The 19,108-nt window shown below is 73.0% G+C and carries 17 protein-coding genes; 11 read left to right on the top strand and 6 right to left on the bottom strand.

From position 1 onward, the window contains the following. Positions 1-13 precede the first annotated feature (13 nt). Together nadC and O7626_RS36530 are read left to right on the top strand one after the other, a co-directional pair. Entirely contained in the window at positions 14-901 is an 888-nt protein-coding gene (gene nadC / locus O7626_RS36525) for a carboxylating nicotinate-nucleotide diphosphorylase (protein WP_278066484.1), read from the top strand. Positions 902-941: 40 nt separating this feature from the next. After that, on the top strand, positions 942-1,700 hold the full coding sequence (locus O7626_RS36530; RefSeq protein WP_278065500.1) for a type III pantothenate kinase: 759 nt from the start codon (positions 942-944) through the stop codon (positions 1,698-1,700). A 31-nt stretch (positions 1,701-1,731) separates the two neighbouring features. Here O7626_RS36530 and O7626_RS36535 read toward each other — a convergent pair whose 3' ends face one another. Further along, the gene (locus tag O7626_RS36535; RefSeq protein WP_278065501.1) at positions 1,732-2,478 is read right to left on the bottom strand and encodes a class I SAM-dependent methyltransferase; all 747 of its coding nucleotides are present in this window, start codon (positions 2,476-2,478) and stop codon (positions 1,732-1,734) included. A gap of 90 nt (positions 2,479-2,568) precedes the next feature. Between O7626_RS36535 and lysS the strand changes: the two genes are divergently transcribed. From lysS to O7626_RS36550, 3 genes are all read left to right on the top strand, one after another. Beyond that, positions 2,569-4,077 carry a lysine--tRNA ligase gene (gene lysS / locus O7626_RS36540; RefSeq protein WP_278065502.1) on the top strand — a complete coding sequence of 503 codons (1,509 nt, stop codon included), beginning with the start codon at positions 2,569-2,571 and terminating at the stop codon, positions 4,075-4,077. Between the two features lie 111 nt (positions 4,078-4,188). Next, positions 4,189-4,539, top strand: coding sequence for an Lsr2 family protein (locus O7626_RS36545; protein WP_192766542.1), 351 nt, complete (start codon positions 4,189-4,191; stop codon positions 4,537-4,539). 498 nt (positions 4,540-5,037) lie between these two features. Then, positions 5,038-7,569 carry an ATP-dependent Clp protease ATP-binding subunit gene (locus O7626_RS36550; RefSeq protein WP_278066485.1) on the top strand — a complete coding sequence of 844 codons (2,532 nt, stop codon included), beginning with the start codon at positions 5,038-5,040 and terminating at the stop codon, positions 7,567-7,569. Between the two features lie 91 nt (positions 7,570-7,660). Here O7626_RS36550 and O7626_RS36555 read toward each other — a convergent pair whose 3' ends face one another. Next, positions 7,661-8,554 (bottom strand): A/G-specific adenine glycosylase, encoded by an 894-nt coding sequence (locus O7626_RS36555; RefSeq protein ID WP_278065503.1) that lies wholly within the window; start codon positions 8,552-8,554, stop codon positions 7,661-7,663. 95 nt (positions 8,555-8,649) lie between these two features. Between O7626_RS36555 and O7626_RS36560 the strand changes: the two genes are divergently transcribed. The 3 genes from O7626_RS36560 (at position 8,650) to O7626_RS36570 (ending at position 10,629) form a co-directional block, all read left to right on the top strand. Continuing rightward, a complete protein-coding gene (locus tag O7626_RS36560; protein ID WP_278065504.1) occupies positions 8,650-9,162 on the top strand; it encodes an ACT domain-containing protein in 513 nt (170 codons plus the stop codon). 20 nt (positions 9,163-9,182) lie between these two features. Next, complete coding sequence (locus O7626_RS36565; RefSeq protein WP_278065505.1) at positions 9,183-9,740, top strand: peptide deformylase; 558 nt, start codon at positions 9,183-9,185, stop codon at positions 9,738-9,740. Between the two features lie 136 nt (positions 9,741-9,876). Beyond that, complete coding sequence (locus tag O7626_RS36570) at positions 9,877-10,629, top strand: hypothetical protein (RefSeq protein ID WP_278065506.1); 753 nt, start codon at positions 9,877-9,879, stop codon at positions 10,627-10,629. A gap of 57 nt (positions 10,630-10,686) precedes the next feature. Here O7626_RS36570 and disA read toward each other — a convergent pair whose 3' ends face one another. The 4 genes from disA to O7626_RS36590 form a co-directional block, all read right to left on the bottom strand. Continuing rightward, positions 10,687-11,868, bottom strand: coding sequence for a DNA integrity scanning diadenylate cyclase DisA (gene disA / locus O7626_RS36575; protein ID WP_278065507.1), 1,182 nt, complete (start codon positions 11,866-11,868; stop codon positions 10,687-10,689). A 235-nt stretch (positions 11,869-12,103) separates the two neighbouring features. Continuing rightward, entirely contained in the window at positions 12,104-13,549 is a 1,446-nt protein-coding gene (gene radA / locus O7626_RS36580) for a DNA repair protein RadA (protein WP_278065508.1), read from the bottom strand. Positions 13,550-13,627: 78 nt separating this feature from the next. After that, the gene (locus O7626_RS36585) at positions 13,628-14,383 is read right to left on the bottom strand and encodes a hypothetical protein (RefSeq protein ID WP_278065509.1); all 756 of its coding nucleotides are present in this window, start codon (positions 14,381-14,383) and stop codon (positions 13,628-13,630) included. 204 nt (positions 14,384-14,587) lie between these two features. Then, complete coding sequence (locus tag O7626_RS36590; protein WP_278065510.1) at positions 14,588-15,427, bottom strand: UbiA family prenyltransferase; 840 nt, start codon at positions 15,425-15,427, stop codon at positions 14,588-14,590. A 46-nt stretch (positions 15,428-15,473) separates the two neighbouring features. Between O7626_RS36590 and O7626_RS36595 the strand changes: the two genes are divergently transcribed. The 3 genes from O7626_RS36595 to O7626_RS36605 all read left to right on the top strand — a co-directional run bounded on the left by O7626_RS36595 (position 15,474) and on the right by O7626_RS36605 (position 19,095). Further along, positions 15,474-16,460 carry a methyltransferase domain-containing protein gene (locus O7626_RS36595; protein WP_278065511.1) on the top strand — a complete coding sequence of 329 codons (987 nt, stop codon included), beginning with the start codon at positions 15,474-15,476 and terminating at the stop codon, positions 16,458-16,460. A gap of 48 nt (positions 16,461-16,508) precedes the next feature. Then, entirely contained in the window at positions 16,509-17,678 is a 1,170-nt protein-coding gene (locus tag O7626_RS36600) for an acyl-CoA dehydrogenase family protein (protein WP_278065512.1), read from the top strand. A 286-nt stretch (positions 17,679-17,964) separates the two neighbouring features. Then, positions 17,965-19,095: a type III polyketide synthase gene (locus O7626_RS36605; RefSeq protein ID WP_278065513.1), complete on the top strand. Its 1,131-nt coding sequence runs from the start codon at positions 17,965-17,967 to the stop codon at positions 19,093-19,095. Positions 19,096-19,108 lie beyond the last annotated feature (13 nt).

Genomic DNA, 19,108 nt, shown 5'->3' on the forward strand with positions numbered 1-19,108 from the left:
GGGAGGCACCGTGCTGACGGATTCGACGATCGGGGCGCTGCGGGCCGGCGGGCTCGACCCGGCGGAGGTGGAACGCATCGTCCGGGCGGCACTCGAGGAGGATCTGGGGCCGGAGCGGCTGGATGTGACGAGTGTGGCCACCATCCCGGCCGAGCAGGTCGACAGCGCCGACGTGGTGGCCCGGGCCGACGGGGTGCTGGCCGGGCTGGCGGTGGCGGCGGCCGTCTTCGAGCTGGCCGGCGGCCCGGACGTACGGGTGCTGCCGGTGGCCGGCGACGGTGCCGAGGTCGCCGAGGGGGAGGTGCTGGCCACGGTCACCGGGCCGACCCGGGGACTGCTCACCGCCGAGCGGACCGCCCTGAACCTGCTCTGCCGGCTCTCCGGGGTGGCCACCCACACCCGGGCCTGGGTGGCGGCGCTGGGCGACAGCAAGGCGACGGTACTGGACACCCGGAAGACCACCCCGGGGCTGCGCCCGCTGGAGAAGTACGCGGTACGGGCCGGCGGCGGCGCGAACAAGCGCCTCGGCCTGTACGACGTGGCGATGATCAAGGACAACCACAAGTTGGCGGCCGGCGGCATCGGGCCGGCGTACCGGCGGGTCCGGCAGGCGTTCCCGGAGGTGCCGGTGCAGGTCGAGGTGACCACGGTGGCCGAGGCGCTGGAGGCGGTGGAGGCCGGCGCCGACTTCCTGCTCTGCGACAACATGTCCCCGGCGCTGCTGGCCGAGGTGGTCGCGGCGGTCGGCGACCGGGCCGAGCTGGAGGCGACCGGCGGGCTGACCCTGGAAACCGCCGCCGAGTACGCGGCGACCGGCGTGGACTACCTCTCGGTTGGGGCGTTGACCCACTCCTCGCCTATCTTGGACATCGCACTGGACCTCCGCTCGCGCGCCGCGTAGCGGCGGGACGCGCCACGACTCGGGGCCCGGGACTGACGACATGCTGCTCTGTATCGACATCGGTAACACCAACACCGTGCTGGCGACCTTCGAGGGCGAGAAGCTGGTGCACTCCTGGCGGATCAAGACCGACGCCCGGTCCACCGCCGACGAGCTGGGCCTCAAGTTCCGCGGCCTGCTGGCCGGGGACGCCGTCGAGATCACCGGGGTGGCCGCCTGCTCCACGGTGCCGGCCGCGCTGCGCTCGCTGCGGACGATGCTGGCCCGCTACTACGGCGAGTTGCCGAACGTGGTCGTCGAGCCGGGGGTGAAGACCGGGGTGCAGTTGGCGATCGACAACCCGAAGGAGGTCGGCGCCGACCGGGTGGTGAACACCCTGGCGGCGTACACCCTCTACGGGGGGCCGTCCATCGTGGTCGACTTCGGCACCACCACCAACTTCGACGTGATCAGCGGCCGGGGCGAGTTCCTCGGCGGGGCGTTCGCACCCGGCATCGAGATCTCCTTCGACGCGCTCGCCGCCCGGGCGGCGCAGTTGCGCAAGGTCGAGCCGGCCGTGCCCCGTTCGGTGATCGGCAAGAACACCGTGGAGTGTCTCCAGGCCGGGATGTACTTCGGCTTCGCCGGCCAGGTGGACCGGATCGTCGAGCGGATGGTCGGCGAGCTGGGCGAGGTGCGGGCGGTGATCGCCACCGGCGGGTTGGCACCGCTGGTGATCGGGGAGTGCCGGACGATCACCCACCACGAGCCGATGATCACGCTGATCGGGCTGCGCATGGTCTACGACCGCAACCGCTGACCCCTCCGCCGCCGCCCTGCGGCGGGCCGGTTCAGCGCCGTACACCCCGGTAGACGACCGTCCGGTACGGCAGCGCGAAGCTCTCCCGCCCGGCCAGGTCCGGATGGCCGGCGGTCAGCTCCCGGATCCGCGCCGCCACCTCCCGCTGCCGCTCGGGACCGGCGGTCAGGTAGTACGAGCGGGTGCTGATCATCCCGACCAGCTCCTCCGGGGTGAGCGTCAGGCCGTGCCGGAACTCGTTCCGCTCGACCGGCCCGAACTCCGGGCCGAAGCCGTCGATCCCGGGCCCGTCGTCGGAGGCGCCGCGCCCGCCGAGCACCTCGACGGTGATCGCGGTCAGCGCCGCCACCCAGGGCACCGACTCGTCGCGCTGGTTGAAGACCGCGGCGTACGTCCCGCCGGGGCGGAGCACCCGGGCACCCTCGGCGTGCGCGACCGGCTGGTCGAACCAGTGGTACGCCTGCCCGGCGACGACCGCGTCCACCGAGTCGTCCGGCAGCGGTACCCGCTCGGCCGAACCGGCCAGGGCCACGGTTTCCGGGGTGGCGGCGTCGAGCCTGGCCCGCATCCCCGGGTCCGGCTCGACAGGTGTCACCCGGTGGCCGAGCCGCAGCAGTACCCGGGTCAGGATGCCGGTGCCGGCGCCCAGGTCGACCACCTCGGCCGGGGCGGGACGGCCGACCGCCCAGCCGACCGCCGGCTCCGGATAGTCCGGCCGGTACCGGTCGTAGCGTTCCGCCGCGGCGCCGAAGGAGAGGGCGTGCACCTGGTCGACCATGACAGGAGGTTATCCAGTGCTCCGCCGCCCGCGCACTTGAGTACGCTCGGGGCCGAACTCCGCCGACCACAATTCCCGAGGAAGCATGCCGTGAGCCAGCAGATCCCGAACCCCGCCGACCCGGTTGACGACCTTCCCGAGCAGATGCGGGTCCGCCGGGAGAAGCGGGACCGCATGCTCGCCGAGGGCATCGAGCCGTACCCGAGGGGGTATCCGCGTACCGCGACGCTGGCCGAGATCCGCGGTCGTTACGCGGAGCTGCCCACCGACACCGCGAGCGGGGACGGCGCCGCCGTCACCGGCCGGGTGATCTTCGTACGGAACACCGGCAAGCTCTGTTTCGCCACCCTGCGGGACGGCGACGGGACGGAACTCCAGGCGATGCTCTCGCTGGACCGGGTGGGTCCGGAGCGGTTGGAGGCGTGGAAGCGGCTGGTCGACCTCGGCGACCACGTCGGGGTGACCGGTGAGGTGATCACCAGTCGGCGCGGGGAGCTTTCGGTGCTCGCCGATTCCTGGGAGCTGACCGCGAAGGCACTCCGGCCGCTGCCGGTGGCGCACAAGCCGCTTAGCGAGGAGGCCCGGGTCCGGCAGCGTTATGTGGATCTGATCGTCCGCCCCCGGGCCCGCGAGATGGTACGCACCAGGGCGGCGACGCTGCGTAGTCTGCGCGATTCGTTGCACGCCCGGAGTTTCGTCGAAGTCGAAACCCCCATGCTGCAACCGCTGCCGGGCGGGGCGACGGCCAGGCCATTCGTGACGCACAGCAATGCGCTAGACACGGATCTGTATCTGCGAATCGCCCCCGAGCTTTTTCTCAAGCGGGCGGCGGTCGGCGGCATCGACCGGGTCTTCGAGATCAACCGTAACTTCCGTAATGAGGGGGTCGACTCTTCGCACTCGCCCGAGTTCGCCATGCTCGAGGCGTACGAAGCGTACGGGGACTATGACACTATGGCGACGCTCACCCGTGACCTGGTGCAGGCGGCCGCGCTCGCCGCGACCGGCTCGCATGTGGTGACGCACGCCGACGGCACCGAGTTCGACCTCGGTGGGCAGTGGCGTTCGGTGACCCTCTTCGGCACCCTTTCCGAGGCGTTGGGCGAGGAGGTGACCGTCCGCACCGGCATGGCCGACCTGCTCGGGTACGCGGAAAAGGTCGGCCTGGCCGTCGACCCCAAGTGGGGACCGGGCAAGCTCGCCGAGGAGCTTTTCGAGGAACTGGTCGTGCCGGCGCTGCGCCAGCCCACCTTCGTCCGGGACTACCCGGAAGAGACCAGCCCGCTGGTCCGGGCGCACCCGGACGAGCCGGGACTCACCTCGAAATGGGACCTCTACGTGCTCGGTTTCGAACTGGCCACCGGCTACACCGAGCTGGTCGACCCGGTCGTGCAGCGGGAGCGACTGGTCGCCCAGTCCCGGCGCGGCGCCTCCGGGGACGACGAGGCGATGCGGCTCGACGAGGACTTCCTGCGGGCCATGGAGTACGGAATGCCGCCGCTCGGGGGCATGGGAATGGGAATCGACCGGCTGCTGATGGCCCTGACCGGCCTCGGAATTCGGGAAACCATCCTCTTCCCGATGGTCCGCCCGGAGTAGTTGCCGCCGACGCGGCTGTCGCGTAGTTTCGCCATCCTATTGACGGAGCAAGCATCTAACGGGCTATTGTGCTCTTGTTTGCGGCGAACCTGCTCGAAAGGATAGCGACACGTGGCCAAGCAGATCATTCACAAGCTGGTCGATGACCTGGACGGCGGAGACGCGGACGAGACCGTCAAGTTCTCGCTCGACGGCGTGCAGTACGAGATCGACCTGTCGGACAAGAACGCCGGCAAATTGCGGGACCTATTCGCCCCGTACGTCGCGGCCGGCTCGAAGGTGGGCCGGGGTGGTGTGGTCGTCGGTGGTCGTGCCGCACGGGGGCGGGGTGGCGCCACCGCCGACCGTGAGCAGAACAAGGCGATCCGGGCCTGGGCCAAGAAGGAAGGCAAGGACATCTCCGACCGCGGGCGTATCCCGCAGGAGATCGTGGACGAGTACCACGCCAAGGCGGGTCGCTGAGGCCGTCGGTTCTTCCTTGACCTTCGCGCGGGGTGGTCGGACGTTCGTCCGACCACCCCGCGCGTTTCTGTCCCGGTCTCGATGATCCCGGGGTCGTGACCGGTATAGGTTGATATCTCCCGAGTGCCCGGTTTGCCAGCGTCCGGCCCAGCCGAACCTGCCGGCCGGGGAACATCCTGGCGCCGCAGACGTTGTCCACAGCCGGTGGACGAAGTTGTCCACAGCCTGTGGACGGCGCGGGGTCGCGCCGGCCGCACGAGATGCAAATTTCGCTCTGCGCGTACAGCGGAGGGTCCGGGAAGCATCGCTGAGCGTGGGCGGTTGGGAAAAACGTCGCGTACCGACCTCTTCTGCGGAACACACGACCTCGGGAGAGTCGGCTGGCGGCGATAGAGTAAGGGAGCACGGACGTCCGCCCCGGACGTCCGGGTGGTGGCCCCGCCACGATGCTTGGACCATCAAGATCGAGTGCGCACGGCACGTGAGGAGCACGAGGGCATGTTCGAGCGGTTCACCGACCGAGCGCGGCGGGTTGTCGTCCTGGCCCAAGAAGAGGCCCGGATGCTCAACCACAACTACATCGGTACGGAGCACATCCTGCTCGGCCTCATCCACGAGGGTGAGGGCGTGGCGGCGAAGGCCCTGGAGAGCCTCGGCATCTCCCTGGAGGGCGTCCGCCAGCAGGTGGAGGAGATCATCGGCCAGGGCCAGCAGGCGCCGAGCGGGCACATCCCGTTCACGCCGCGGGCCAAGAAGGTGCTGGAGCTGTCGCTGCGCGAGGCGTTGCAGCTCGGCCACAACTACATCGGTACGGAGCACATCCTGCTCGGGCTGATCCGCGAGGGCGAGGGCGTCGCCGCCCAGGTCCTGGTGAAGCTCGGCGCCGACCTCAACCGGGTCCGCCAGCAGGTCATCCAGCTCCTCTCCGGCTACCAGGGCAAGGAGCCGGCAGCCGCCGGCACCGCGCCGGGCGAGGCCGCGCCGTCGACCAGCCTCGTGCTGGACCAGTTCGGCCGCAACCTCACCCAGGCCGCCCGGGAGGGCAAGCTCGACCCGGTCATCGGCCGGGAGAAGGAGATCGAGCGGGTGATGCAGGTGCTCTCCCGCCGTACCAAGAACAACCCCGTCCTGATCGGCGAGCCCGGGGTCGGCAAGACCGCGGTCGTCGAGGGGCTCTCGCAGCGGATCATCAAGGGCGAGGTGCCGGAGACGCTCAAGGACAAGCAGCTCTACACGCTTGACCTGGGCGCCCTGGTCGCCGGCTCGCGCTACCGCGGTGACTTCGAGGAGCGCCTGAAGAAGGTGCTCAAGGAGATCCGCACCCGTGGCGACATCATCCTGTTCATCGACGAGATCCACACCCTGGTGGGTGCGGGTGCCGCCGAGGGCGCGATCGACGCGGCGAGCATCCTCAAGCCGATGCTGGCCCGTGGCGAGCTGCAGACCATCGGCGCGACGACCCTCGACGAATACCGCAAGCACCTGGAGAAGGACGCCGCCCTGGAGCGGCGGTTCCAGCCGATCCAGGTGGGCGAGCCGTCGCTGGCGCACACCATCGAGATCCTGAAGGGCCTGCGGGACCGCTACGAGGCGCACCACCGGGTCTCCATCACCGACGCCGCGCTGGTCGCGGCGGCGACGCTGGCCGACCGCTACATCTCGGATCGGTTCCTGCCGGACAAGGCGATCGACCTGATCGACGAGGCCGGCGCCCGGATGCGGATCCGCCGGATGACCGCGCCGCCGGACCTGCGTGACTTCGACGAGCGGATCGCCCAGGTGCGCCGCGACAAGGAGTCCGCGATCGACGCGCAGGACTTCGAGCGGGCCGCCCAGCTGCGCGACAAGGAGAAGCAGCTCCTCGGCCAGAAGGCGCAGCGGGAGAAGGAGTGGAAGGCCGGCGACCTCGACGTGGTCAGCGAGGTCGACGACGAGCAGATCGCCGAGGTGCTGGCGAACTGGACCGGCATCCCGGTCTACAAGCTCACCGAGGAGGAGACCTCCCGGCTGCTCCGCATGGAGGACGAGCTGCACAAGCGGGTCGTCGGCCAGGAGGACGCGGTCCGCGCGGTCTCGAAGGCCATCCGGCGTACCCGGGCCGGCCTGAAGGACCCGAAGCGGCCGTCCGGCTCGTTCATCTTCGCCGGCCCGTCCGGTGTCGGTAAGACCGAGCTCTCCAAGGCGCTCGCCGAGTTCCTCTTCGGCAGCGAGGACGCGCTGATCCAGCTCGACATGTCCGAATTCCACGACCGCTACACGGTCTCGCGGCTGGTCGGGGCGCCCCCCGGCTACGTCGGCTACGACGAGGGTGGCCAGCTCACCGAGAAGGTGCGCCGCCGGCCGTTCTCGGTGGTCCTCTTCGACGAGATCGAGAAGGCCCACCCGGACGTCTTCAACACCCTGCTCCAGATCCTGGAGGACGGGCGGTTGACCGACGGCCAGGGCCGGATCGTGGACTTCAAGAACACGGTCATCATCCTGACCACCAACCTGGGCACCAGGGACGTGGCCAAGGCGGTCTCGATGGGCTTCCAGGCCTCCGAGGACTCCGACTCGAACTACGAGCGGATGAAGCAGAAGGTCAACGACGAGCTGAAGCAGCACTTCCGGCCGGAGTTCCTCAACCGGATCGACGACACGATCGTGTTCCACCAGCTCAAGCAGGGCGAGATCCTGCACATCGTGGACATCATGATCCAGCGGATCGAGACCCAGCTCCGCAACAAGGACATGGGGCTGGAGCTGACCGACAACGCCAAGAAGTACCTGGCGAAGAAGGGCTTCGACCCGGTGCTGGGCGCCCGGCCGCTGCGTCGGACGATCCAGCGCGACATCGAGGACAACCTGTCCGAGCGGATCCTGTTCAACGAGTTGACCCCTGGCCAGATCGTGGTCGTGGACTGCGAGGGCGACCCGGAGGACATCGACAAGTCCAAGCTGGTGTTCCGCGGCGCGGACAAGCCGGTTCCGGTGCCCGACGCGGTGCCGGCCGACCTCGGCAACACCGCCGCGGCCGGCGCGGACGAGTAGCCGAGCGGCAGCTCAGCTAAGTAGGGTTCGGCCCGGTGGCAGTCGCCACCGGGCCGAACCCGTTCTCGGCTCTGCGGCGGGGGCGCCGGGACTACCCGTCGGTGCGGCCCTCGCCGGCCAGTACGCAGGTGTCGCCGAGCATCTCCACCAGGCCGTCGGAGATCAGCCCGGCCAGGGCACGGGAGCGTTGCAGGTCGTCGGCCCAGACCAGGTCCAGTCGGGACCGGGGCACCGGGCCGGTCGCCTCCCGGAGTACGGCCAGCAGCCTGCCCCGGACCTGCCGGTCGGTGCCGGCGTACCGCTGTGGACGGCGGGACGGCCCGGCCGGCGCGGTACGCCCCGACGCCCGCCAGGCGCACCGGGCGGCCAGTGGACAGTCGACGCACCGGGGCGACCGGGCGGTGCAGACCAGCGCCCCCAGCTCCATGAACGCGGCACTGGCCCGGGCGGCCCGCTCCGGCACCGCCGGCAGCAGCGCCTCGGTGGCGACCAGGTCGGCCGGCCGGGTCGCCGGTCCGGCGTCCGGCTCACCGGCGACGGCCCGAGCCACCAGCCGACGGACGTTCGTGTCCACCACCGGGTGCCGCTGCCCGTACGCGAACGTCGCCACCGCCCGTGCCGTGTAGCTGCCGATGCCGGGCAGGGCCAGCAACTCGTCCAACCCGGTCGGCACCTCGCCGCCGTGCCGTTCCCGCAGGGCCACCGCACACTCGTGCAGCCGCAGCGCCCGGCGCGGATAGCCGAGCCGCCCCCACATCCGGATCGCCTCGGCCGGGGTGTCGGCGGCCAGGTCGGCGGGGCGGGGCCACCGGGTCAGCCAGGCCCGCCAGGCGGGGAGGACCCGCACCACCGGGGTCTGCTGCAACATGACCTCGCTGACCAGGATCGGCCACGCCCCGATGCCGGGCTCCCGCCACGGCAGGTCACGGGCGTTCTCGTCGTACCACCGGATGGCGTCGGCGGCGAGCGCGGTTGTCGTCGGCATGGCGCCGTCGATCCTGTCATGCCGGCCGTCCCGGAGCGTGGGCCGGGCGCCGGGTCGGGGCCCGGGAGGGGTGCCGCGTCGGGCAGACTGCCCGGATGAACGAGCTCGCGATCACCGTCATCGGCCCGGACCGGCCCGGCATCGTGGCCGACGTGACCGAGGCGCTCGCCCAGCTCGGGGCGAACCTGACCGACTCGACGATGACCCGGCTGCGCGGGCACTTCGCGATGACGCTGATCTGCGTCGGCCCGGCCGGTGCCGAGGCGGAGGCGGCACTCGCCCCGGTCGTCGCCGACGGCCCGCTGGTGGCGACGGTCCGCCAGGTCGGCCCCGAGGCGACGAGTACACCCTTCGGCGAGCCGTACCTGATGGCGGTGCACGGCGCCGACCGGCTCGGCATCGTCGCCGCGCTGACCCGGGTACTGGCCGAGGCCGGCGGCAACGTCACCGACCTGACCACCCGGCTGACCGGGCCGCTCTACGTGCTGCTGGCCGAGGTGGAGCTGCCCCCGGAGGCCGCCGAGACGGTTGCCGCCCGGCTGGCCGAGGTCGCCGCCGGGCTGGACGTGGAGGTCACCCTCCGGCGAGCCGACTCGGACCTGCTGTGACCGCCGAGCACGGTTCCCCGATGGTCGAGGTGTGCGGCCTGGGCGACTGGACCCCCGAGCTGCTCGGCCACCCGGGCCGGGTACGCGCGGTGCTGACCGCGCCGGCCGGGGTGCTGAGCCGGGTCGGCGCGACCGTCGACCCGTGCGACGACGAGGTGGTCCGGCTCGCCGCCGACCTGGTCGCCACCATGCGGGTCTCGCCCGGCTGCGTCGGCCTGGCCGCCCCGCAGGTCGGGGTCGGGGCCCGGGTCTTCGCGGTGGACGTGACCGGGCATCCGAAGACCGTCACCTCGCACGGCACCTTCGTGCTCTGCAACGCCGACGTCGTCGAGGCGAGCCGCTGGCGGCCGGGCCGGGAGGGCTGCATGTCGGTCCCCGACCTGACCGGCGACGTGAAGCGGGCCAGCCGGGTGGTGGTGCGCGGGGTGCTGCCCGGCACCGGGACGGCGGTCCGGCTGGTCACCGACGGCTTCGAGGCCCGGGCGCTACAGCACGAGATCGACCACTGCGCGGGCCGGCTGTTCCTGGACCGGGTGGCCGGCGCGCACGCGGTCTACCAGCGCAAGGTCTATCTGTGACCGGTGGCTGCCCAGGCGGGCCGGCGCCGGCACCGGGATGATCCCCAGGGCTCCGGCGCGTCGCCGGGGGTGATCCCCGGGGGCTCCGGCGCGTCGCCGGGGTCCGCGCCACCCGTGCCGATACGGTGAAACCATTATGCGTCTGACGGTTGGCCCCCTTCCGCCCACCGTGTATTGGCGGCGTCGAGCCGTCGTGCTCGGTGCCGTGCTGCTCTTCCTTGTCGTGGTCCTCTACTCCTGCCTGAACACGGGCGGGCCGGACAACGGCAAGGGCAAGGGCGCCGACCCCGGGCCGTCGCCGACGCTGACCCCGCACATCGACCCGTCCGCCTCCGGCCCGGCCCAGTCCGGCGGTCCCGATCCCGGTGGTCCGGGCGGCGGTGCCGAGCCGGGCGGCGGTGAGCCGTCCGACGGGCCGCCGGACGACGGCGGCGGGGACACGGTGGAGCCGGTGGGCGGCGGGCAGGTGCCGCCGGCACCGCCGCCGGTCGACAACGAGTGCACCGACCAGGAGATGTCGGTGGTCCCGGTGCCCTCGCGGGCCTCGGCGCAGCGGGGCCAGCCGATCGAGTTGCGACTCAGGATCAAGAATGTGTCAGGCCGGACCTGCAACCGGGACGTCGGCGCCGACCTCCAGGAGCTCTACATCAAGTCCGGGGCCCGCAAGGTCTGGTCGTCGGACGCGTGCAGCCTGGTCCGGTCCAACGACGTACGGCCGTTCCCGCCCAGCCACGAGAACGAGTACACGATCTCCTGGAACGGGCGCGAGAGTTCCAAGTGCGCCAACCAGCTCGCCGCCGGGCCATATCCGGCGGCCGGCACCTACCAGCTCTTCGGCCGGCTCGGCGACAAGCACAGCGAGCCGGTCCGGATCAACATCACCGGCTGACCGACCGCGGCCCTGGGCAGCCGGCCGGCGGCCAGGAGCGCACCGCCGGGGATCGGCTCAGACGTAGCGTTCCAGGATGGACGCCTCGGCCAGCCGGGACAACCCTTCGCGTACGCCCCGGGCGCGGGCGTCGCCGACCCCGTCGACGGCCTGTAGGTCCTCCACGGTGGCGCCGAGCAGCCGTTGCAGGCTGCCGAAATGGCCGACGAGCCGGTCGACGACCAGACCGGGCAGCCGGGGCACCTTGGCGAGCAGCCGGAAACCGCGCGGACTGACCGCCGCGTCCAGCGCGTCGGAGGCGCCCGGATAGCCGATCGCCTTGGCGACCGCGACCAGGTCGATCAGCTCGGTGGCGGTGAGCAGGTCCAGCTCGACAAGCGCCTCGTCCAGGGTCCGCGCCTTGCGGCCGGTCGGCAGGTAGTCCCGGATCACCAGGGTCCGGTCGGCGTCCACCCCGGCCATCAGCTCGTCGAGCTGGAGGGCGAGCAGCCGGCCGTCGGTGCCCAGCTCCACCACGTAACCTGCGATCTCGTCGGCGATCCGGCGGACCATCTCCAGCCGCTGCACGACGGCAACCGCGTCGCGGACCGTGACCAGATCCTCGATCTCCAGCGCGGAGAGGGTGCCGGAGACCTCGTCGAGCCGGAGCTTATAGCGCTCCAGGGTGGCCAGTGCCTGGTTGGCCCGGGACAGGATCGCGGCCGAGTCGTCGAGTACGTGCCGCTGGCCGTTGACGTAGAGGCTGATTATCCGCATCGACTGGCTGACCGAGATGACCGGGAACCCGGTCTGCCGGGCGACCCGCTCGGCGGTGCGGTGCCGGGTGCCGGACTCCTCGGTCGGGATCGACGGGTCGGGCATCAGGTGCACGGCGGCCCGGACGATCCGGGTGCCGTCGCTGGAGAGCACCACCGCGCCGTCCATCTTGCACAGTTCGCGGACCCGGGTGGCGGAGAACTCGACGTCGAGCGGGAAGCCGCCGGTGCAGAGCGTCTCGACGACCCGGTCGTAGCCGAGCACGATAAGAGCGCCCGTACGGCCACGCAGGATGCGTTCCAACCCGTCCCGCAGCGCGGTGCCGGGCGCCATCAGTGCCAGGTTGGCCCGCAACGGATCACCGGTCGGACCCGTCCCGTTCATGGTCATGCCGACGCCGACCGGGCGGGCCGGGGTGCCGGCACCGGTGCGGACAGCAGCAGCCGCGCTGGCGGTTCGGTTCGCGTCGCGGTCGATCGGCACTCGGACATTCTACGGACCGCCCTGCGTTGGGTGCTGTCGCGGTTACTGTGACGTGCCACTGTGCCTGCTTCCTCCCATCGGCGTGCCGTCGGTACCGTCCGGGACCCGGCTGCGAAGTGTCCAGTTTGTAGCTGATTGGCGATGTGTCGGGCGAAGTCGTCCCGCCCGTGCGCAGGTGGCAACGGCCGTAAGCATGCCACGCCGGAACCAGCCACAGCCTGGTGTGATCGTATGGTTACTCAGCCGACACCCGCGCCACGGACTGCAGCGCCGATCGTACGTCGGTGACTTCCATCACCCGCATGTTCTCCGGGGTGACGCCGCTGGCGCCCGGCCCACAACCGGTCGGGACCAGCGCATACCGGAAGCCGAGCCGGGCCGCCTCGGCCAGCCGGCGGGGCACGGCGGCGACCCGGCGCACCTCGCCGGTCAGCCCCACCTCGCCGATCGCCACCAGGTTCGGCGCGATGGCCAGGTTGAGTCCGCCGGAGGCGACCGCCAGGGCGACCGCGAGGTCGGCGGCCGGCTCGACCACCCGGATCCCGCCGACGGTGGCCGCGAAGACCTCCCGGTCGTGCAGGGTCAGCCGCTCGGTGCGGCGTTGCAGCACCGCCAGCACCATCGCCAGCCGGGCGCTGTCCAGCCCGGAGACCGTCCGCCGGGGCGAACCGGCCACCGTGGCCCCGATCAGCGCCTGGACCTCGGTGACCAGCGCCCGCCGGCCCTCCATCGCCACCGTCACGCAGGTGCCGGGGACCGGGTCGGCGGACCGGGTCAGGAAGAGCCCGGACGGGTCGGCCAGGCTGCTGATGCCACCCTCGTGCATCTCGAAGCAGCCGACCTCGTCGGCGGTGCCGAACCGGTTCTTCACGCCGCGCACCATCCGCAGCGAGGAGTGCTTGTCCCCCTCGAAGTGCAGCACCACGTCGACCAGGTGCTCCAGCACCCGGGGGCCGGCGACCTGGCCGTCCTTGGTGACGTGCCCGACGAGCACGGTCGCGATGCCCCGTTCCTTGGCGACCGCGACCAGGGCGGCGGTGACCGCCCGGACCTGGGTGACGCCACCCGGCACCCCCTCGGTGCCCGGGGTGGAGACCGTCTGCACCGAATCCAGCACCAGCAGCCCCGGCTGCACCGCGTCGAGGTGGCCGAGCACGGCCGAGAGGTCGTTCTCGGCCGCCAGGTAGAGCTGGTCGTGCAGGGTGCCCATCCGCTCGGCCCGCAGCCGGACCTGGCTCACCGACTCCTCGCCGCTGACCACCAGCGAGGGGCTGCCGGCGCCGGCAGCCCACTGTTGGGCGACGTCGAGCAGCAGGGTGGACTTGCCGACCCCGGGCTCACCGGCGAGCAGCACCACCGCGCCGGGGACCAGGCCGCCGCCGAGCACCCGGTCCAGCTCCGGCACGCCGGTGGGGCGGGCCCGGGCCGGAGCGGCGCTGATCGTGGCGATCGGCCGGGCCGGCTCGGCGGGCGCCCGGGAACTGACCACCCGGCCGGAGACGGTGGGACCGGTGAGCGTCGACTCGACGACCGCGCCCCACTCGCCGCACTCCGGGCACCGGCCGACCCACTTGGGCGGCTGGTGCCCGCAGGCGTCGCACTCGTAGGCGGGTCGGGGCTCACGGCTCGCGGCGCGACCGCGCCCGGCGGCGGGGCGGGACGTGGCTCGGCTGGTCGTCACCCCAGCACGCTAACCAATCCGTACGACGGAACCGGCGCGACCCGGCCGTCCGCCGTCCACTCCGACCGGGCGGATGTCCTACTCGTGTCCCTCGTCCTCGCCGACCACCGGGGTGCTGACCGGGGCCGGGGACTGCGGCACCGCCACCGGGGCGTTCACCGGTACCTGGGTGCCGCCGAAGTCGAAGATCAGCTCGATGTTGCCGCCCGGCGGCAGCGGCTCGGTCAGCCCGGAGAGCTGGAGCCAGTTGCCGACGGCCTTGTTCAGGATCACGAACCCGCCGGCCGGGATCGGGATCTCGGCCGGCAGCGCCGGTGCGGCCGGGGCCGACGGGGCCGACGGGGTCGCCCCGGCACCCTCGGTCGGGGCCGCCGACGGCGAACCGCCCGGCGACGGGCTGCCCGCGGTGGCCTCCGGGCTCGGGCTGCCTGCGGTGGCCTCCGGCGAGGGGCTGCCCGCGGTGGCCTCCGGGCTGGGCGAGACGGTGCCGGCCGGGGTCGGTGTGGCCGAGGCGCCGGCCAGGACCACCGCGCGGGCACCGGCGGAGCTGATCCGCACCGTGACGGCCTGACCGGAGTCGTTGTAGAGGCCGACGTTCATCGGCGCGTCGGCGCCGGCCGGGTAACCCTGGGTGCTCAGGTAGTCGATCGACAGGTTGCGGACCTTGAAGTTGTTGTCGGCCGACTGCGCGTTGGTGCCGACGCTGGTGGGCACCTTGGCGGCGGTCTCGGCGATCTGGCCCGCGCCGCACCCGGACAGCAGCAGGGTGGCGGCGGCTGCCGTACCGGCCAGCACCGCAGCGGCTCGCCGAGCCCCCCTGATCGAGCGCGTCACCTGGTCCTCCTTCATGCGAATCCGGTCGCCGTGTCGATTCGGCGGGCCGGCGTAACGGGCACGGTGGCCGTACCCGGGCCCGGCGGGCTCCAGGGTAGTGGGCGGTGATCGGCTCCCGTGCGCCGACCCGGTAACCCGGCCGGCCGGGCTTGGCGGTACCGGCCGCTGGGCGGGAGCGGGCGCCGGCCGGTGGGTGGGAGCGGGTCAGACCACCCGGCCGCTGGACACCAGCAGCACCACGTCGATCAGCGCGACGAGCATGACGGCCCGGAAGACGGCCACCGGGCGGTCGCCCCGGGCGGCGGCGGCCCGGCCCGCGTACCAGCCGAGCAGCGGGACCACGGCGGCGACCGCGACCGCCGCCAGGCCGGCCCCGGACGGCGGGCCGGGCGGCCCGACCACCAGGGTGGCGGTGGCGGCCAGCAGCAGCCCGGCGGCGGCCAGCCGGGAGCCGGCCGGGCCGAGCCGGTGCGGCAGGCCGCGGACCCCGGTCCGCTCGTCGTCGGCCAGGTCCGGCAGCACGTTCGCGAAGTGCGCCCCGGCGCCGAGCAGCGCACCGGCCGCGACCAGCCAGGCCGGCGGAGCCGGTGCGCCGGGCAGCCCGAGTACGACGACCGCCGGCAACGTCCCGAACGACACCGCGTACGGCAGCACCGAGAACGGGGTGGACTTGAGTGGCCAGTTGTAGAGCAGTGCGGAGACCAGGGCGAGGGTGGCCGCCGCGGCGGCGGCCGGTTCGAGGACGAACGCGGGCAGCGGGGTGAGTACGGCGGCGACCGTCCCGGCGGTGCCGACCAGCCGCCGACCGACCATTCCGCTGGCCACCGGCTTGTCCCGGCGCCCGACCGCGGCGTCCCGGTCGGCGTCGAGCCGGTCGTTGACCCAGCCGACGGCGAGCTGGCTGGCCAGCACGGTGAGGGTGATCGCGGCGATGCCGCCGGGCGAATGGCCCACACCCCAGGCGAGCAGGGCCGAGACGGTGGTCACCGCGACCGCCGGCTCGGGGTGGCTTGCCCGGACCAGCCCTAACACCACATGCGACATATGGGAAGTCTGGTTGTTACCGCTGGGTCGTGCCAGGCTCGGTCACATGCGGACGGCGCGGACCAGGGCGACGAGCGGCACCACCGCGCCCTGCGCCACGGCGCCCGGAGTCTCCGCGTCCGGGGCCACGGCCGGCGGCACCCGGTCGCGCCGGCTGCCCCGCAACGACCCCCGGCAGTACGACGACCTCGCCGACCAGTGGTGGCAGCCGGACGGCGCCTTCGCGATGCTGCACTGGCTGGCCGAGGCGCGGGCCGCGCTGGTGCCGCCGGCAGCCCGTCCCGGTGCGATCCTGGTCGACCTCGGCTGCGGCGCCGGGCTGCTCGCCCCCCGGGTGGCCGGGCGCGGTTACCGGCACGTCGGGGTGGACCTGGTCCGCTCCGCGCTCGTCCAGGCCGGTGCGCACGGGGTCGTCCCGGTCAACGGGGACGTCGCCGCGGTGCCGCTGGCCGACGGGTGCGCGGACGTGGTGGCCGCCGGTGAGGTGCTGGAGCACGTACCGGACTGGCGGCGGGTGGTGGCCGAGGCGGGCCGGCTGCTCCGCCCCGGCGGCACGCTGGTGCTGGACACCCTCAACGCCACCGTGCTGAGCCGGCTGCTCGCGGTCCGGGTCGCCGAACTCTTCCCCGGGGTGCCTCGGGGGATCCACGACCCCCGGCTCTTCGTCGACGCCGGGGAGCTGGTCCGGGAGTGTGCCCGGCACGGCATCGCGCTGCGGGTCCGGGGCATCCGGCCGGCGGTCTGGGGCACCGCCCGCTGGCTGCTCCGCCGCGCCGTCCGGCCGGCCGGGCCGGGTGTGGCAGCAGACGGCCAGGCAGGGCCGGGTGCGGCAAGAGACCGGCAGTCCGGGCCGGGTGCGGCCGGGAACGGGCAGGCCGGGGCGGGTGCGGTCGGGAACGAGCGGGCCGGGGCGGGTGCGGTCGGGCGGGCCGGTGTGGGTGCAGTCGGGCGGGCCGGTGTGGGCGCGCCACGGATCGTGCCGACCTGGTCGGCGGCGGTGCTCTATCAGGGGTGGGGCACCAGACAGGGATAGCTACGGTCGGCAGCGCCGGCCGCCGGGCCGGGTGCGGAAGGGAGACGGATGACGGCGGAGGCGCTCGCAGCGGCGCGCCGGGTGGCGCCACGCTTCGCCGCCCGGGCGGCCGAACACGACCGGGACGGCAGCTTTCCGGTGCACGACTTCGCCGACCTGCGCTCGGCCGGACTGCTCGGCCTGATGGTCCCGCCGAAGCTCGGCGGGCTGGGCGCCAGCTTCGCCGGATACGCCGCGGTCGCCACCGAGCTGGCCCGGGGCAACGGTGCGACCGCGCTGGTGTTCAACATGCACGCCTCGGTCACCGGTGCGCTCGGCGCGCTGACCGAGGAGCTGGCCGAGGCACTCGGCGTACCCGACGAGGCGCTGGCGGCCCGGGACCGGCTGCTCGCCGAGGCGGCGGCCGGGGCGTGGTACGCGGTGGCGATGTCCGAACGCGGGGCCGGCTCCCGGCTGTCGAAGCTGACCACGACGTACGAGCCGGTCGACGGCGGCTACCACATCAAGGGGGCCAAGACTTTCTGCTCCGGCGCCGGACACGCCGACGCCTACCTGGTGGCCGCCCGCAGTGTCGCCGACCAGTCGGTGGTGTCGCAGTTCCTGGTCCCGGCCGGTCCTGACGGGCTGGACGTCGAGCCGACCTGGGACTCGCTCGGGATGCGGGCCACCGCCTCGCACGACCTGCACCTGGACGTGACGGTGCCGGCCGACCGGCTGCTCGGCGGGGTGGAGGGGCTGGCCCTGGTGGTCGCCCAGCTGATGCCGCACTGGCTGGTGGCCAGCTACGCGGCCGTCTACGTCGGGGTGGCCCGGGCGGCGGTCGACGCCGCCGTGGAGCACCTGACCGCACGCGGGCTGGACGGCCTGCCGGCGGTACGCGCCCGGGTCGGCCGGGCGGACGCGGCCACCGCCGCCGCCCAGCTCGCGGTCGGCGAGGCGGCCCGCCGGGTCGACGAGGCGCCGGGCGACGTCGAGACGAACCGCTGGGTGTGGCGGGCGAAGCTGCTGGCCGGGACGACCGCGGCCGAGGTGGCGGCCTCGATGGTGGAGGCGGCCGGCACCTCGGTGACCCGGCGGGGCCATCCGCTGGAACGCCTCTACCGGGACGCCCGGTGCGGCTCGCTGCACCCGGCCACTTCGGACGTCTGCGCGGACTGGCTCGGCATCGCGGCGCTCGGCGGCGACCCGGACCAGGACGCCACGACCCCCCGGTGGTGAGGCGCGGTGACCGGAGCCGTCGGTCTGCCCGGCCGGAGGGCGGAACGTGGCCGCCGTCCGGTCCGGAGCGCCGAACGCTGCCGTCCGATCCGGATTGAAGGAGGTTCACTGGGTACCAGGGTGGTACGCGAGCCGGCTGCCCGACCGCCACCGGCCGGGCCGGGCCGGGCCGTACCGCGATCGGACGTGTCCGCTCCGGCGCGAGTCCCGAGGTCACGCTCGGGGGTTGGGCTCGGTGGGCGGGTAGGGCGCGCAGGGGTGTGCGGTGTCGCGATCGGAGGACGGCATGGGCAGCGGTAGCGGGCAGGACGGCTCCGGGGTGATCGTCGGGATGGGCATGGCGCTGCCGCCGACGGCAAGCCAGCAGGAACTGTGGGCGGGCTTCTTCGCCGGGCACTTCTCCGGGACCACCCGGGCGCTCGCCGAGCGGATCTTCGCCAACTCCGGGGTACGGCACCGGCAGGCGGCGGTGAACCCGTTGTTGGAGGACGTCTCGGACTGGCCGACCGAGCGCCGGATGCGCCGCTACCAGATCGAGGCGCTGCCGCTGGGCAAGGAGGCGGTCGGCCGGGCGCTCACCGACGCCGGCCTCTCGGCCAGCGAGATCGGCCTCTTCGTGGTCTGCTCCTGCACCGGCTACGCCACCCCGGGGCTGGACATCCTGCTGGCCCGGGACCTGGGGATGGCCGCCGACACCCAGCGGATGTTCGTCGGGCACATGGGCTGCTACGCGGCGCTGCCGGGGCTGGCCGCCGCGAACGACTTCGTCACCGCCCGGGGCCGTCCGGCGCTGCTGCTCTGCGCCGAGCTGACCAGCCTGCACATCCAGCCGTCGACGGCCCGGATGGACACCCAGCAGATCATCTCGCACGCGCTCTTCTCGGACGCCGCCGTCGCCGTGGTGGTCGCCCCGGGCGACCGTTCCGGGTACGCCGTCCGTGAGGTCACCGCCGTCACCGACACCTCCACGGCCGACCACATGACCTGGGAGCTGACCGACACCGGCTTCCGGATGGGACTGTCCCCGAAGGTGCCGCAGGTGCTCGCGGCACACGTGCGTGACCTGGTCACCGACCTGCTGGCCCGGCACGGCCGGCGGATCGGCGACGTGGACGGCTGGGCGGTGCACCCCGGCGGGCCGCGCATCCTCAACGTGGTGGAGGCGGAGCTGGGCCTGTCGCCCGAGGCGATGGCGGCGTCCCGGACGGTACTCGACGAGTACGGCAACTGTTCGTCGCCCACTTCTTTGCTCATCCTGGAACGACTCAGGCGGTCCGCCCCGGCACCCCGTACCGTGGTGATGCTCGCGTTCGGACCCGGATTGACCCTCTACGCCGCACTGCTGGACCGGCAGCCCGGGGCGGCACGGGCGGACCGCACGCGGCTGGCCCAGCAGGCCGGCCGGGATGGCTCCTAGGAGATCTCCGCCG

It is taken from the genome of Micromonospora sp. WMMD1102, assembly GCF_029626265.1.
GTDB lineage: Bacteria > Actinomycetota > Actinomycetes > Mycobacteriales > Micromonosporaceae > Plantactinospora.